Source organism: Ramlibacter sp. GS1-15 (genome assembly GCF_057785015.1).
Genome location: NZ_JBYNTU010000002.1, coordinates 52,289 through 65,926 on the forward strand (window position 1 = coordinate 52,289; position 13,638 = coordinate 65,926).

The 13,638-nt window shown below is 68.2% G+C and carries 13 protein-coding genes and 1 pseudogene; 6 read left to right on the forward strand and 8 right to left on the reverse strand.

What is annotated here, in order from left to right:
- The first annotated feature begins 3 nt into the window (after window positions 1-3).
- Both AC3EF3_RS19235 and AC3EF3_RS19240 read left to right on the forward strand, forming a co-directional pair.
- Entirely contained in the window at window positions 4-675 is a 672-nt protein-coding gene (locus tag AC3EF3_RS19235; RefSeq protein ID WP_488533876.1) for a response regulator transcription factor, read from the forward strand.
- Between the two features lie 21 nt (window positions 676-696).
- Entirely contained in the window at window positions 697-2,172 is a 1,476-nt protein-coding gene (locus AC3EF3_RS19240; RefSeq protein ID WP_488533877.1) for a sensor histidine kinase N-terminal domain-containing protein, read from the forward strand.
- Here AC3EF3_RS19240 and AC3EF3_RS19245 read toward each other — a convergent pair.
- The 4 genes from AC3EF3_RS19245 to AC3EF3_RS19260 are packed head-to-tail and all read right to left on the reverse strand — an operon-like array spanning window position 2,157 to window position 4,804.
- Entirely contained in the window at window positions 2,157-2,816 is a 660-nt protein-coding gene (locus AC3EF3_RS19245) for a glutathione S-transferase family protein (RefSeq protein ID WP_488533878.1), read from the reverse strand. The two genes, AC3EF3_RS19240 and AC3EF3_RS19245, sit on opposite strands and share 16 nt — an antisense overlap.
- A gap of 18 nt (window positions 2,817-2,834) precedes the next feature.
- Window positions 2,835-3,482 carry an SPOR domain-containing protein gene (locus AC3EF3_RS19250; protein ID WP_488533879.1) on the reverse strand — a complete coding sequence of 216 codons (648 nt, stop codon included), beginning with the start codon at window positions 3,480-3,482 and terminating at the stop codon, window positions 2,835-2,837.
- Window positions 3,483-3,497: 15 nt separating this feature from the next.
- Entirely contained in the window at window positions 3,498-4,253 is a 756-nt protein-coding gene (locus AC3EF3_RS19255) for a biotin--[acetyl-CoA-carboxylase] ligase (RefSeq protein WP_488533880.1), read from the reverse strand.
- On the reverse strand, window positions 4,250-4,804 hold the full coding sequence (locus AC3EF3_RS19260; RefSeq protein WP_488533881.1) for an SET domain-containing protein: 555 nt from the start codon (window positions 4,802-4,804) through the stop codon (window positions 4,250-4,252). The genes AC3EF3_RS19255 and AC3EF3_RS19260 overlap by 4 nt, the downstream gene beginning before the upstream one ends.
- 74 nt (window positions 4,805-4,878) lie before the next feature.
- On the opposite strand from AC3EF3_RS19260, the gene AC3EF3_RS19265 reads away from it, so the two are divergent.
- The 4 genes and pseudogenes from AC3EF3_RS19265 to AC3EF3_RS19280 all read left to right on the forward strand — a co-directional run bounded on the left by AC3EF3_RS19265 (window position 4,879) and on the right by AC3EF3_RS19280 (window position 9,735).
- Window positions 4,879-7,767 carry a DNA topoisomerase III gene (locus tag AC3EF3_RS19265; protein WP_488533882.1) on the forward strand — a complete coding sequence of 963 codons (2,889 nt, stop codon included), beginning with the start codon at window positions 4,879-4,881 and terminating at the stop codon, window positions 7,765-7,767.
- A gap of 4 nt (window positions 7,768-7,771) precedes the next feature.
- A complete protein-coding gene (locus AC3EF3_RS19270; protein ID WP_488533883.1) occupies window positions 7,772-8,599 on the forward strand; it encodes a GNAT family N-acetyltransferase in 828 nt (275 codons plus the stop codon).
- 65 nt (window positions 8,600-8,664) lie between these two features.
- A pseudogene (locus AC3EF3_RS19275) lies at window positions 8,665-9,221 on the forward strand (YbhB/YbcL family Raf kinase inhibitor-like protein).
- Between the two features lie 10 nt (window positions 9,222-9,231).
- Window positions 9,232-9,735 carry a YbhB/YbcL family Raf kinase inhibitor-like protein gene (locus tag AC3EF3_RS19280; protein ID WP_488533884.1) on the forward strand — a complete coding sequence of 168 codons (504 nt, stop codon included), beginning with the start codon at window positions 9,232-9,234 and terminating at the stop codon, window positions 9,733-9,735.
- A 7-nt stretch (window positions 9,736-9,742) separates the two neighbouring features.
- Here the strand turns inward: AC3EF3_RS19280 and AC3EF3_RS19285 are convergent, their stop codons facing one another.
- The 4 genes from AC3EF3_RS19285 to AC3EF3_RS19300 form a co-directional block, all read right to left on the reverse strand.
- Window positions 9,743-11,116 carry an aldehyde dehydrogenase family protein gene (locus AC3EF3_RS19285; RefSeq protein ID WP_488533885.1) on the reverse strand — a complete coding sequence of 458 codons (1,374 nt, stop codon included), beginning with the start codon at window positions 11,114-11,116 and terminating at the stop codon, window positions 9,743-9,745.
- Window positions 11,113-11,913: a gamma-glutamyl-gamma-aminobutyrate hydrolase family protein gene (locus AC3EF3_RS19290; protein WP_488533886.1), complete on the reverse strand. Its 801-nt coding sequence runs from the start codon at window positions 11,911-11,913 to the stop codon at window positions 11,113-11,115. Before AC3EF3_RS19290 ends, AC3EF3_RS19285 begins: the two co-directional genes overlap by 4 nt.
- An 89-nt stretch (window positions 11,914-12,002) precedes the next feature.
- Window positions 12,003-13,136 (reverse strand): iron-containing alcohol dehydrogenase, encoded by a 1,134-nt coding sequence (locus AC3EF3_RS19295; protein ID WP_488533887.1) that lies wholly within the window; start codon window positions 13,134-13,136, stop codon window positions 12,003-12,005.
- Entirely contained in the window at window positions 13,133-13,633 is a 501-nt protein-coding gene (locus AC3EF3_RS19300) for a GNAT family N-acetyltransferase (RefSeq protein WP_488533888.1), read from the reverse strand. The genes AC3EF3_RS19295 and AC3EF3_RS19300 overlap by 4 nt, the downstream gene beginning before the upstream one ends.
- Window positions 13,634-13,638: the final 5 nt, after the last annotated feature.

Genomic DNA, 13,638 nt, shown 5'->3' on the forward strand with positions numbered 1-13,638 from the left:
ACGATGCGCATCCTGATAGCGGAAGACGACCAGGTGCTCGCCGACGGCCTGCTGCGGTCCCTGCGCGCATCGGGCGCCGCAGTGGACCACGTGTCCAGCGGCAACGAAGCCGATGCGGCCCTGATGGCCAACAACGAGTTCGACCTCCTCATCCTCGACCTGGGCCTGCCCAAGATGCACGGCCTCGACGTCCTCAAGAAACTGCGCGGCCGCGGCTCCAACATGCCGGTGCTGATCCTCACCGCCGCCGACGGCGTCGAGGAGCGGGTCAAGGGCCTGGACTACGGCGCCGACGACTACATGGCCAAGCCCTTCTCCCTGCAGGAACTGGAGGCGCGGGTGCGGGCACTGACGCGCCGCGGCATGGGCGGCACCACCAGCACGATCAAGCACGGCCCGCTGGTGTACGACCAGGCCGGCCGCGTGGCGACCATCGACGGCAAGATGGTCGAGCTCTCGGCGCGCGAGCTGGGCCTGCTGGAGGTGCTGCTGCAGCGCGCCGGCCGGCTGGTGAGCAAGGACCAGTTGGTGGAGCGCCTGTGCGAGTGGGGCGAAGAGGTGAGCAACAACGCCATCGAGGTCTACATCCACCGCCTGCGCAAGAAGATCGAGAAGGGGCCGATCCGCATCGCCACCGTGCGCGGCCTCGGCTACTGCCTCGAGAAGATCCCCTGAGGTGATGCGCAGGGAGCGCGCATGAAGCTGTTCCAGCGCGAGCAACGCTCGCTGTTCGGGGAGATCCTGGACTGGATGCTCACGCCGCTGCTGCTGCTGTGGCCGGTGAGCCTCGCGCTCACCTGGCTGGTCGCGCAGAGCATCGCCGGCAAGCCGTTCGATCGCGCGCTCGAATACGACGTGCAGACGCTCGCGCAGCAGGTCACCGTGCAGAACCAGCACGCCGCCTTCAACCTGCCGCAGCCTGCACGCGAGCTGCTGCGCGCCGACGACGCCGATCTCGTCTACTACCAGGTGCTGGGGCCGAAGGGCGAGTTCCTGTCGGGCGAGCGCGAGTTCCCGCATCCACCCGAAGACGAGACGCCGGCCGTTGGCGAAGTGCGCCTGCGCAACGACGAGATCCGCAATCAGGACGTGCGGGTGGCCTACACCTGGGTGAAGCTGGACCTGCCCAATTCGCAGCCCTGCCTGGTGCAGGTGGCCGAGACGCGCGAGAAGCGCTCCGTGCTGGCCACCGAGATCATCAAGGGCGTGATGCTGCCGCAGTTCGTGATCCTGCCGCTCGCGGTGCTGCTGGTGTGGCTCGCGCTGGTACGTGGCATCAAGCCGCTGTCGCAGCTGGAAGAGCGCATCCGCGCGCGCAAGCCCGACGACCTCTCGCCGCTGGACGACAAGGCCGTTCCGCTGGAGGTCGCGCCGCTGGTGCAGTCGGTGAACGACCTGCTCACGCGGCTGAAGGATTCGATCGCGACGCAGAAACGCTTCCTCGCCGACGCCGCCCACCAGCTGAAGACGCCGCTGGCGGGCCTGCGCATGCAGGCCGACCTGGCGCAGCGCGAAGCCTTCAATGCGGAGGAGCTCAAGCAGTCACTGAAGCAGATCGGGCGCTCCAGCATGCGCGCCACGCACACCGTGAACCAGCTGCTCGCGCTGGCGCGCGCCGAGGCGAGCGGCCAGGCGATCGCGCTGCAGCCGTGCGATCTCGCCAGGATCGTGACCGAGGCTGTGAAGGACTCGGTCCCGCGCACGATGGACCGGCGCATCGACCTCGGCTACGACGGCCCGGCCCCGGGCGCGCTGGAAGTGCAGCTCGAAGGCAACCCGACGCTGTTGAAAGAGCTGGTGCGCAACCTGCTGGACAACGCGATCAACTACACGCCCTCGAGCGCGGACAGTCCGGGCGTGATCACCGCGCGGGTGCTGGCCGACCCCTTCAGCCACGCCCTCGTGCTGCAGGTGGAGGACTCCGGTCCCGGCATCCCGGAAGCCGAGCGCGAGCTCGTGTTCCAGCCCTTCTATCGCGCGCTCGGCACCAACGTCGATGGCTCGGGGCTGGGACTGCCCATCGTGCGCGAGATCGCGCGGCAGCACAACGCCGAAGTCACGCTGGAAGACGCGCGCCCGGGCCACAGTCCGCCGGGCACGCGCGTGACGGTGCGCTTCCTCATGCGCGAGCGGCGCGCGCCCGTGCCCCTGCAGGCTCAGGAAGCCTTGTAGAGATTGAGCTGCAGCCGCTCGCGCTCGATCGCGCGGGCGACCGGCGGCAAGGCGGCGATCTTCTGCACGTGCGCCCACAGCGTCGTGAACGTCGTCGGGTCGATCCCGGCAAAGCCGCCCCAGCGCAACAGGGTGAGCGAATACGCGTCGAGCGGGCCGAACTTCGCGCCGCCGAGGAAGGCGCGGCCCTCGGACTTCATCTTCTGGGCCATCGCCTCGATCTCGCCGAGCAGACCCGCATAGAGCTGCGCGTTGTGCTGCTTCACCGCCGCCTGGGCGGTGGGGTCGTCGGTGAACTTCTGCGGCATGAACACATGCGTGAAAGTCGGGTGCACGGTGTTGTTCATCCACGCGAGGGTCTCCAGCACGCGCGCGCGGGCGAGCGGCTCGCGGGGCAGGAATTCGCACTCGGGAAACCGGGCATCCAGCCAGGTCACGATGGCGAGAATCTGCGTGATCACCACGCCGTCGGCCACCAGCACCGGCACCTGGCCGCGCGGGTTGATCGCGCGGAACTCGGGGCCGAGGTTCTCCTGGCGGTGCAGTTTGACCAGCATCGGCTCGTACGGAACGCCGGCCGTTTCGATCAGGGTGTGTGGGACGAACGAGCAGGCCCCGGGGGCGTAATACAGCTTCAGAGACATCTTTTCTCCTCGAGGGGGTCAGCGACAGGGCTTGAGCGCCTTGCCGTCCAATACGGGTTTGAGGTCGTCCAGGCGGGCACGCAGCGCGTCGTCGACGGCGGCGAGCCTCAACGAGTGCCCGCTCGCGGCCGCTCGCTCCTGCACGACTTTCGCGGTGTGCACGCCCTTCTGCGCCAGGGCTTGCAGCTGCTGCCGGGCGGCCGCTTCGGTCGGATAGCCGCCGAGCGACAGGCCCGGCTCGAGCGCCGGATTGGCGAGCGGCTCGAACGACACGTTGAGCGCGCGCAGCTCGGACCTCTTCTTGTCGAGTGCGCCCGCGTCGGTGTACTTGCCCATGTAGACGATCCAGCGGGCCGGCTCGATCGCCGGCTCGAGTGTCCAGCTGCCGCTCGGCCAGGCTTCGAGCGATTGCCGCAGCGTGGCCGCCTCGGCATCGGTGAACAGACCCGCCTGCAGGCATTCGGTCGGCCGCACCTGGGCCACCTCGAGGCGCCGGGCTTCGTCGCCGGGCAGGATGCGCACGGCTTCCGGCTTGATCTGCTGCACGACGCGCTGCGGCTCCGACTGCTGCACCGGCGCGAAGCCGACGGGCGCGAGCAGCCCCTGCGACCACGCGAAATAGCCCGCGTTGGCGAGCAGCAGCAGGAGCACGAGCAGGCGCAGCATGGAAAACAGAACGGGCTAGACGGGCCGCACGCTCACTTCGGCGCTGGTCACCGTCTTCATGCCGGCCGCAGTATGCACCAGCAGCCCGCCCGTCTCCGTCGTGCCGTGCGCCGTACCCTCGGTGCCGTCCGACAGCCGTACGGCGCGATCCCGCAGTGTGTCACGCGCATCGAAGCGGGCCTGGAAGGGCGCGAAGCCGAAGGTCTGGAAGGCCAGTACCGCTTCGACCAGCGGCTGCGCGATGCGCGCGAGCACGGCGGGCGCATCGAGCCCGGACAGCAATTCGTCGATGCAGGCCGGCGCGGTGGACAGACCCTCGAGGCGCGGCGCCTTCACGTTGATGCCCACGCCGATCACGGCATAGCGCGGAGCCGAAATGGCGCCGGCACTCGCCGTCTCGATCAGGATCCCCGCGAGCTTGCGGTCGTCCACCCACAGGTCATTCGGCCATTTGAGCCGGATGCGCGGATGCAGCGACTCGGCGATCGTCACGCCGACGGCCAGCGACAACCCGGCCCAATCGGCCGGCGCGAGCGGCAGGCCCAGCGAGAACGTGAGCGAATCGCCCGCCGCGCTGGTCCAGCCGCGCCCCAGGCGCCCGCGCCCCTGCACCTGCCGTTCGGCCACCAGCAGCACCGGCTCGAGGCGGCCGGCGCGCGCGCGGCGCATCAGCTCGGTGTTGGTCGAATCGATCTCGGGAAGGACTTCGACTGTGAAGCCGGGCAACAGCGGCGCCACCGCCTTCCAGATCGCCTCACCCGCCCAGTTCACTTTTTCTTCTTCTTTTTCTTCTTGCCGCCGTCGTCCTTGGGCGCCAGCATGGTCCCGCGGCACTTCTTCGCGCCGCACAGGCAGCGGTACTCGGCCTTGAGCTTCTTCGTGTAGGGCTCGTCGATGATCAGGCCGTAGTCGTAGTTCAGTTCCTCGCCGGCCTTGATGTTGCGCAACGCCTTGATGAAGACGCGATGCGTGTCGTCGTCCTCGTCGGCCTCGCAGTTCGGCTTGCAGGAATGGTTGATCCAGCGCGCGGCATTGCCGCCCACGGCCGCGTCGATCACCTTCTTGCCGTCGGCGATGCTGAAGTAGAACGTGTGGTTGGGGTCATCCGGGTTGGTCGGGTGCCGGCGGTCGGCTTCCTTCCAACTGATGATCTCGCCCACGTATTCGATGATGGTTTCGCCCTCGGGGATGTCCTGCAGCGCGAACACGCCCTTGCCGTGCACGCCGGAGCGCCGCACCTGGATGCGCCGCCCCGAGGATTGCTTCGCCGGGGACTCCTGTGCGAGCGCCTGGGCCCCGCGGTCGACTGCCTTTTCTGCCATCGCCAAGAACTTCTGTTAATTTGATTGTGTACGTGCGCGCGTGCGCGTGCACGCGCGTGAGGAACCGGGATTGTATGAGCCAGAAGACATTGATCATCGCCGAGAAGCCATCCGTGGCGCAGGACATCGTCCGGGCGCTCACGCCCGTGGCCGGGAAATTCGACAAGCACGACGAGTATTTCGAGAGCGAGAAATACGTCGTCACCAGTGCGGTGGGCCACCTGGTCGAGATCCAGGCGCCTGAGCAGTTCGACGTCAAGCGCGGCAAGTGGAGCTTCGCCCATTTGCCCGTGATCCCGCCATTCTTCGACCTCAAGCCCGTCGACAAGACCAAGTCGCGCCTGAACGCCGTGGTCAAGCTGGCCAAGCGCAAGGACGTCGCCGAGCTGATCAACGCCTGCGACGCGGGCCGCGAAGGCGAGCTCATCTTCCGGCTGATCCAGCAATTCGCCGGCGGCGGCAAACCGCTGGGCAAGCCCGTGCGGCGCCTGTGGCTGCAGTCGATGACGCCGCAGGCGATCCGCGACGGATTCGAGCAGTTGCGCAGCGACAAGCAGATGGCGGGACTGGCGGACGCGGCGCGCTCGCGCTCCGAGGCCGACTGGCTGGTCGGCATCAACGGCACGCGCGCGATGACCGCCTTCAATTCGCGCGACGGCGGCTTCTTCCTGACCACGGTGGGCCGGGTGCAAACCCCGACGCTGGCCGTGGTGGTCGAGCGCGAGGAGCAGATCCGCAAGTTCGTCAGCCGCGACTACTGGGAAGTGCACGCCGCCTTCCTCGCCGAAGCGGGCGAGTACAGCGGCAAATGGTTCGACCCCAAGTGGAAGAAGAACCCGGACGATGCCGAGCAGCGCGCCGACCGCCTGTGGACCGAGAAGGAGGCGCACGAGATCGCCGCCGCGGTGCGCGGCAAGCCGGCGACCGTCACCGAGGAATCGAAGCCGACCACGCAGGCCTCGCCGGGCCTGTTCGACCTCACCTCGCTGCAGCGCGAGGCCAACGGCCGCTTCGGCTTCTCGGCCAAGACGACGCTGGCGCTGGCGCAGTCCCTGTACGAGCGGCACAAGGCGCTGACCTATCCGCGGACCGACTCGCGCCACCTGCCCGAGGACTACCTGCCGGTCGTGAAGAACACGATGGGCATGCTGGCCCAAAGCGGGATGAAGCACCTCGCGCCGTATGCCAGGCAGGCGCTGGACGACAACTACGTCAAGCCGAGCAAGCGCATCTTCGACAACGCCAAGGTGTCGGACCACTTCGCGATCATCCCGACGCTGGAGGCGCCCCACGGCCTGTCGGACGCGGAGCAGCGTCTCTACGACCTGGTCGTGCGCCGCTTCCTGTCGGTGTTCTTCCCGAGCGCCGAGTACCTCGTCACGACCCGCATCTCGCAGGTGGTCGGCCACAACTTCCGCACCGACGGCAAGGTGCTGGTCAAGCCGGGCTGGCTCGCGATCTGGGGCAAGGAAGCCGAGAGCGCCGACACGCCGGCCGAGGAGAGCAAGATGCTCGTGCCGGTGAAGCCCGGCGAGATGCCGCGCACCGAACACGCCGATGCCAAGGGCCTGAAGACCCGGCCCCCGGCGCGCTACAGCGAAGCGACCTTGCTGTCCGCCATGGAAGGCGCGGGCAAGATGATCGAGGACGACGAACTGCGCGAGGCGATGCACGAGAAGGGGCTCGGCACGCCGGCCACGCGCGCCGCGATCATCGAAGGCCTGATCAACGAGAAGTACATGCTGCGCGACGGGCGCGAGCTGATCCCCACCGCCAAGGCGTTCCAGCTGATGACCCTGCTGCGCGGCCTGGGCGTGGAGGAGCTCTCGAAGCCCGAGCTCACCGGCGACTGGGAATACAAGCTGGCGCAGATGGAGCACGGCAAGCTGTCGCGCGACGAGTTCATGCGCGAGATCGCCGAGATGACGAAGCACATCGTCCAGAAGGCGAAGACGTACGACCGCGACACGGTGCCGGGCGACTACGCGACGGTGCACACGCCTTGCCCCAATTGCGGCGGCGTGGTGCAGGAGAACTACCGCCGCTACAGCTGCATCGGCAAGCCGAAGGCGGCGCCCTGCGGCTTCTCGTTCACCAAGATCCCGGCGGGCCGCGCGTTCGAACTGGCCGAGGTCGAGAAATTCCTGCAGGACAAGCGCATCGGCCCGCTCGAAGGCTTCCGCTCCAAGGCGGGCTGGCCGTTCACCGCCGAACTCGTGCTGAAGTTCGACGAGGACGAGAAGAACTGGAAGCTCGAGTTCGACTTCGGCAACGAGGAGGACCCGGCCCAGACCGGCGAGGTGATCGACTTCTCGGGCCAGGAGCCGCTCGGGGCCTGCCCGAAATGCGGCGCGCGCGTGTTCGAATGGGGTAGCAACTACGTCTGCGAGCGCTCGGTGCCGACGCCGCAGCAGGCCACGCCGTCGTGCGATTTCCGCAGCGGCAAGATCATCCTGTCGCAGCCGGTGGCGCGCGAGCAGATGGCCAAGCTGCTGGCCACCGGCAAGACCGACCTGCTCGACAAGTTCGTCTCGATGCGCACGCGCCGCGCGTTCAAGGCTTTCCTCGCGTGGGACAAGGAGGCGGGCAAGGTGAATTTCGAGTTCGAGCCGCGCGAATCGAAATTCCCGCCGAGGAAGACGGCCGCCAAGTTCGTGGCGAAGAAGGCCGCGCCGGCCGCGAAGAAAGCGGCGCCCGCGAATAAAAAGGCGGCGGCCAAGGCGCCGCGCAAGACCGCTGCGGGCCTGAAGCCCAGCGCGGAGCTCGCCGCCGTGATCGGCAACGAGCCGGTGGCGCGCACCGAAGCCACCAAGAAGCTCTGGGACTACATCAAGGCGAACAAGCTGCAGGACGCGAAGGACAAGCGCTCGATCAATGCCGACGCGAAGCTCAAGCCTGTGTTCGGCAAGGACCAGGTGACCATGTTCGAGATCGCGAAGGTCCTGAGCAACCACCTCAGTTGACACCATGCCTTCCGCCGCCACGCTCGAAGCTTTCATCGCCCGCGTCGAATCGAACGCGCACGTCGAAGCGATCCGCGACTTCTACGCGGAGGACGCCTCGATGCGCGAGAACTTCGAAGCGCCGCGCACCGGGCGCGACGTGCTGATGACGCATGAGGCGAAAGTGATGGAACGGGCGGCGTCGGTTCGATCCGAATGCGTGCGGCCGGTGTTCGTCGACGGCGACCGCGTGGTGATCCGCTGGATCTTCGAGTTCCGGTTCAAGGACGGTTCGAGCGGCCGCATCGAGGAGCTCGCCTACCAGCGCTGGCAGGGCGAGCGGATTGCGCAAGAGCAGTTCTTCTACGACCCGAAACAGTTCGCGCCGCGCCCGCCCGCGGCCGGTGTCGAAGTGCGCCGCGCGACGGGGGCCGACGCCGCGGCCGTCGCCGCCTGCGTCTGCGCGGCCTACCTGCACTACATCGAGCGCATCGGCCGCCAGCCGTTTCCCATGACCGAGGACTACACCGAGGTCATCCGGGACTGGGACGTGCACGTCGCGACGCAAGGCGGCAAGGTGATCGGGGCCATCGTGCTCAAGCGCCTGGCCGAGGGCTTCTATGTCGACAACGTGTCGGTGCTGCCCGCCATCAAGGGACAGAAAGTCGGCGCCCTGCTGCTGGCGTTTGCGGAAGCCGAAGCCCGGCGGCTTGGCTACGACTCGATCTTCCTGGCGACCCACGAGAAGATGGTGGAGAACCGCGCGATCTACGAGCACCTCGGCTACGTGCAGTACGACCGGCGGGTGGTCGACGGCTTCCCGCGCCTGTTCCTGCGCAAGCCGCTCGGCTGAGCAGCCGGCTTGACCCCGGCGCGGCGGCGGTCGCATCATCGCACTCCGCACACAAGGAGAACGACATGCGAACCGTCCTGCTGCTGGCTGCGGCCGCGGCGTTCAATGCGCACGCTGCCGGCTTCACGCTGACCAGTCCCGACATCAAGCCGAATTCGACGATAGCCAAGAAGTTCGAGGCCAACGTGTTTGGCTGCAATGGCGAGAACAAGTCGCCGGCGCTGAAATGGAGCGGCGCGCCCAAGGACACCAGGAGCTTCGTCGTCACCGTGTACGACCCCGACGCGCCCACCGGTTCGGGCTTCTGGCACTGGTTCGTCTACAACATCCCCGCGAACGTGACGGAGCTGCCCGCCGATGCCGGCGCGCAGGGCGGCGCGAACCTGCCCAAGGCGCGGCGATGAACCGCATCGACTACGGTGTCGCGGCCTGGGGCGGCCCCTGCCCGCCGCAAGGCGACAAGCCGCACCGCTACGTGTTCACCGTCTACGCGCTGAAAGTCGACAAGCTCGACCTGCCGCCGGACGCCACCGCCGCCGTCGCCGGGTTCATGACGAACGCCAACAAGATCGCGCAGGCGAGCTTCACCGCCAAGTACGGCCGGCCCGCCGCGAAGAAATAGGAGCCTTCCCATGGCCTTCACCTTGACGAGTCCCGACATCGCGGCCGATTCGACGATAGACCGCAAGTTCGAATTCGACGGCTTCGGCTGCAGCGGCGAGAACAAGTCGCCGGCGCTGAAGTGGAGCGGCGCGCCGGCCGGCACCAAGAGTTTCGCCGTGACGCTGTACGACCCCGATGCGCCCACGGGCTCGGGCTTCTGGCACTGGTTCGTGGTCAACATTCCGGGCAATGTGACGGAGCTGGCCGCGAATGCGGGCGCCATCGGCGGCGCGAACCTGCCGAAGGGCGCCAGGCACGTGCGCATCGACTACGGCATCCACGGCTTCGGCGGCCCGTGCCCGCCCGAGGGCGACCCGCCGCACCGCTACGTCTTCACCGTGCACGCGCTGGGCGTGGAGCGCCTGGACATTCCCGACGACGCGACCGCGGCCGTCGCGGGCTTCATGGTGAACGCGAACAGCCTCGGGAAGGCGAGCTTCACGGGCAAGTACGGGCGGGCGAAGGCGAAGTAGCCAGCGCTTACGGCCGCTTCAGGTGCCAGGCGCGCGGGCGCGTGAAGGTCTGGATGCCATAGGTCGAGAGCGTGAGGCCCACGCCTGAATCGCCGTAGCCGCTCCATGGCAGGCGCGGGCTCACGCGGTCGCAGCAGTTCCAGTACAGGCTCCCCGCGTGGACCTGCGCGAGGATGCGTTCGGCGCGCTGCCGGTCCGCCGTGTACACGCCGGCCGTGAGGCCATAGCGCGTGTCGTTCATCAGCTGCACCGCCTCGTCGTCGCTCGCGACCTTCTGGATGCCGATGATCGGGCCGAAGCTCTCCTCGCGCATCAGTTCCATCCGGTGATCGACCTGCGCGAACACCGTCGGCGCGTACCATTGGCCGCGCCCGCCCAGGCGATAGCCGCCGGTGAGCAATCGCGCGCCCTTGGCCTTGGCATCCGCGACCTGCGCATCCAGCACGTCGAGCTGCGGTGCGCGCGTGATCGCGCCGATGTACGTGTCCTCGTGCATCGGGTCGCCGACCTTGTATCCTTTCACGGTCTCGACGAAATGCGCGACGAAGGCGTCGTGCACCTTCTCGTGCACGTAGATGCGCTCCACCGAGCAGCAGCTCTGGCCGGTGTTGTACATCGCGCCGTCGGCCAGCGACCCGGCCGCCACCTTCGCGTCGACGTCGTCGCAGACATAGCTCGGGTCCTTGCCCCCGAGCTCCAGCTGCAGCTTGATGAACCGCGAGCCGACGGTCTGCGCGATGCGCACGCCGGTGGCGTGGGAGCCGGTGAAGAACAGGCCGTCGATGTCCTGCCCGAGCAGCGCCGCGCCGGTCGTGCCCGCCCCGACCACGGGCACGAAGACCTCCTGCGGCACACCCGCCTCGTGCAACAGCCGGCCGATCTCCAGGCCGGTGAGCGTGGCGTACTCCGAAGGCTTGTACAGCACCGCGTTGCCCGTGAGCAGCGCCGGCACGATCACGTTGCAGCCGACGAACCACGGGTAGTTCCAGGCCGAGATGTTGGCGACCACGCCGAGCGGCGCATGCTCGATGCGCTCCATCATCCCGTTCTCGTCGTATACGGTCTCGGGCGCGATCACCGCGTCGACCATGCCGAGGAAGAAGTCGATCCGACCGAGCAGGCCGTTCAGCTCGTTGCGCGACATGCGGATCGGCTTGCCGGTCTCGCGCGTCATCACCTCGGCCAGTTGCGGCAGGTCGCGGACGATGCCCGCGCGAAAAGCTTCGATGCAAGCCTTGCGCTCGGCCAGCGGGACACGGGCCCAGGCGGGCTGCGCCGCGCGGGCCTGCTGCGCCTTGCGCGCGACCGCCGCCGTGTCGTCGGCCAGCACGTCGGCGATCTTCTCGCCGGTGGCGGGGTTGAGGATGGCGAGCGGGGTCATGGCCAATCCCGTTGACGGCGTGCGGCCTGCGCGGCAGCGAGGAAGTCCTCGAGCAGCGCGGCATCGTCGATGGTGTCGCTGCCCGGCTGGTGGAACTCGGGGTGCCATTGCACCGCGGCCATGTAGGGCCTGGCCGCATCGGCGCGGCGGATCGCCTCGATGATGCCGTCCTCGCTGCTCCTGGCCTCGACGGCGAAGCCGGGCGCGAGGGCCTTGATGGCCTGGTGATGGATGCTGTTCACCTTGAAGCGCCGCCCTTGCGGGTAGAGCTGCGCGAGCCGCGTGCCGGCTTCGACCTCGACCGCATGGAAGTTGTTGTCGTACACCTTGGCATCGCGGTGCGCGATCGCATGCGGCAGTTGCGTGGCGATGTCCTGGTACAAGGTGCCGCCGCAAGCGACGTTGAGCAGTTGCAGGCCGCGGCACACGCCGAAAACCGGCTTGCCGGCGCGTTCGAAAGCGGCGACGAGGTCCATCTCGTACTCATCCCGGATCCGGTCGCCCGCCCATTTCGGATCGAGCGGTTCCTCGCCGTACGACAGCGGCGACACGTCGGCGCCGCCGTGCAGCACCAGGCCATCGAGCCACTGCGCGTAATGGTCGAGCGTGACGTCGCCGCGCTGGGTCGCGCCCGTGGGGCTCGGGATCATCACGGCCATCGCGCCGGTGGACATGGCCCAGTGCGCGATCGACTGCTCGACGTACTGCAAGGTCTTGCCGGTGAACAGCTGCCGGTTCGGGTCCGCATGCATGAAGCAGGCGGAGATGCCGATTTTCAGGCGGTCGCTGGAGTCCATCAGCGCCTGCCCGGCCGCCCGAAGGGCGCTGACAGCCCCCTCGGGGGGCAGCGGACGACACGAAGTGCGGGAGCGTGGGGGCTCATTTTCTACATCGCGGCTTCGAACAGCTTTCGGAAATCGGCGGCGGCAACCGGGCGCGGGTTGGTCTGGTGGCAGATGTCGGCCACGGCAATCTCGACCAGCCGCGGCAGCTGGTCGCGCTGGACGCCGTGTTGCGCGAGGCCGCCCGTGATGCCGATGCGCGCCTTCAGTGCCCGCAACCACGGCACGAACTGCGCGCCGCCGCCTTCGACGCGGCAGACATGCGCGAGCTCCTCGAATTTCTCCGGTACGGCGTCGCGGTTCCACTCGAGTACCGTGTCGATCATCAACGCGTTCGCCAGGCCATGGTGCAGGTCGCACACGGCGCCCAGCGCATGCGCGCAGGAGTGCACGGCGCCGAGGTCCTTCTGGAAGGCGATAGCGCCCATCATCGAGGCCATCATCATGTCGCTGCGCACGCCGAGGTTGGCCGGCTCGCGCACGGCTTTCTCCAGCGAGCGTGCGGCGATGCGCGTGCCCTCCAGGGCGATGCCGTCGCACAGCGGGTGGTAGGCCGGCGACAGGTAGCTCTCGATGTTGTGCGTGAGCGCGTCCATGCCGGTCGCGGCCGTCACGTGCGCAGGCAGCGCCAGCGTGAGCTCCGGATCGGCGAACACCCGTCGCGCGAGGAGCTTCGGAGAGAAGATGATCCGCTTCAGGTGCGTGTCGTCCTCGCTGATCACCGAGGACCGGCCGACCTCGGAGCCGGTGCCGGCCGTCGTCGGCAGCGCGACGAAGTACGGCAGCGGCTTGTCGATCGCGCGCACCTGCGGGTGGTCCCACGCGTACTCGAGGATGTCGCCCTCGTGCGTGGCGGCGAGCCCGACGACCTTGGCGACGTCGAGCGCCGCGCCACCGCCGAAGCCGATCACCGCGTCGGCCCGATGCTGCCGGTACGCCTGCGCGCCGGCCATCACCTGGCGGGCCGTCGGGTTGCCGAACACGCCGCCGTAGACCGCGACCTCCAGGCCCGTGAGATGGGATTGGAACTCGGCGAGCACGGGCAGGGCGGCCAGCGCCTTGTCGGTGACGATCAAGGGCCGCGTCACGCCGTGCGACTGCAGGTGCGCCGCGACCTCTTTGCGCGCGCCGGCGCCGAAGCGGATCGCCGTGGGAAAGGAAAAACCGGTGACGCTCATGATGTCAGCAGCAGGTACATGTGGTTCTTGCCGAAAGCGCGGCCGTCCACCTTGATGGCGCACGGCTCGACGCCGAAGGAGCGGAAGCCGCAACGCTCGTACAGTGTGGCTGCCTTCGCATTGCCCTCGGTAACGGTGAGCACAATCAGCTCGAGCCCGTCGGCACGCGCCTGCGCCAGCAGGGCTTCGACCAGCCGGTGCCCGATGCCCTGGCCGGCGGCTTCGGGCGCGACGTACATGCCGATCAACGTGGCCTTGTGGCGGCACTTCGTGCGCGTCTCGCGGTCCAGGCCGACGTAGCCGACGAGGCGCCCTTGCTCGAAGGCACCCCAGAACTTCATGTTCGCCGCGGCCATGCGCCGTTCGGTGTCGGCCAGCGGCTGCGCCTCGAGTTCTTCGTAGCTGGTCGTGAAGGCTTCCGGGTGCTCGCGAAACGAGCGCAACCGCAGCGTACGGTACGCGGCCGCGTCGTCGAGGGTCAGCCGGCGGATCTCCATCGCCG

What these genes read in the sequence shown, in the direction of transcription:
- AC3EF3_RS19235 (WP_488533876.1), top strand. Translation starts at nt 4, where the DNA reads ATGCGCATCCTGATAGCGGAAGACGACCAGGTGCTCGCCGACGGCCTG.
- AC3EF3_RS19240 (WP_488533877.1), top strand. Translation starts at nt 697, where the DNA reads ATGAAGCTGTTCCAGCGCGAGCAACGCTCGCTGTTCGGGGAGATCCTG.
- AC3EF3_RS19245 (WP_488533878.1), bottom strand. Translation starts at nt 2,816, where the DNA reads ATGTCTCTGAAGCTGTATTACGCCCCCGGGGCCTGCTCGTTCGTCCCA.
- AC3EF3_RS19250 (WP_488533879.1), bottom strand. Translation starts at nt 3,482, where the DNA reads ATGCTGCGCCTGCTCGTGCTCCTGCTGCTGCTCGCCAACGCGGGCTAT.
- AC3EF3_RS19260 (WP_488533881.1), bottom strand. Translation starts at nt 4,804, where the DNA reads ATGGCAGAAAAGGCAGTCGACCGCGGGGCCCAGGCGCTCGCACAGGAG.
- AC3EF3_RS19265 (WP_488533882.1), top strand. Translation starts at nt 4,879, where the DNA reads ATGAGCCAGAAGACATTGATCATCGCCGAGAAGCCATCCGTGGCGCAG.
- AC3EF3_RS19270 (WP_488533883.1), top strand. Translation starts at nt 7,772, where the DNA reads ATGCCTTCCGCCGCCACGCTCGAAGCTTTCATCGCCCGCGTCGAATCG.
- AC3EF3_RS19280 (WP_488533884.1), top strand. Translation starts at nt 9,232, where the DNA reads ATGGCCTTCACCTTGACGAGTCCCGACATCGCGGCCGATTCGACGATA.
- AC3EF3_RS19285 (WP_488533885.1), bottom strand. Translation starts at nt 11,116, where the DNA reads ATGACCCCGCTCGCCATCCTCAACCCCGCCACCGGCGAGAAGATCGCC.
- AC3EF3_RS19290 (WP_488533886.1), bottom strand. Translation starts at nt 11,913, where the DNA reads ATGGACTCCAGCGACCGCCTGAAAATCGGCATCTCCGCCTGCTTCATG.
- AC3EF3_RS19295 (WP_488533887.1), bottom strand. Translation starts at nt 13,136, where the DNA reads ATGAGCGTCACCGGTTTTTCCTTTCCCACGGCGATCCGCTTCGGCGCC.
- AC3EF3_RS19300 (WP_488533888.1), bottom strand. Translation starts at nt 13,633, where the DNA reads ATGGAGATCCGCCGGCTGACCCTCGACGACGCGGCCGCGTACCGTACG.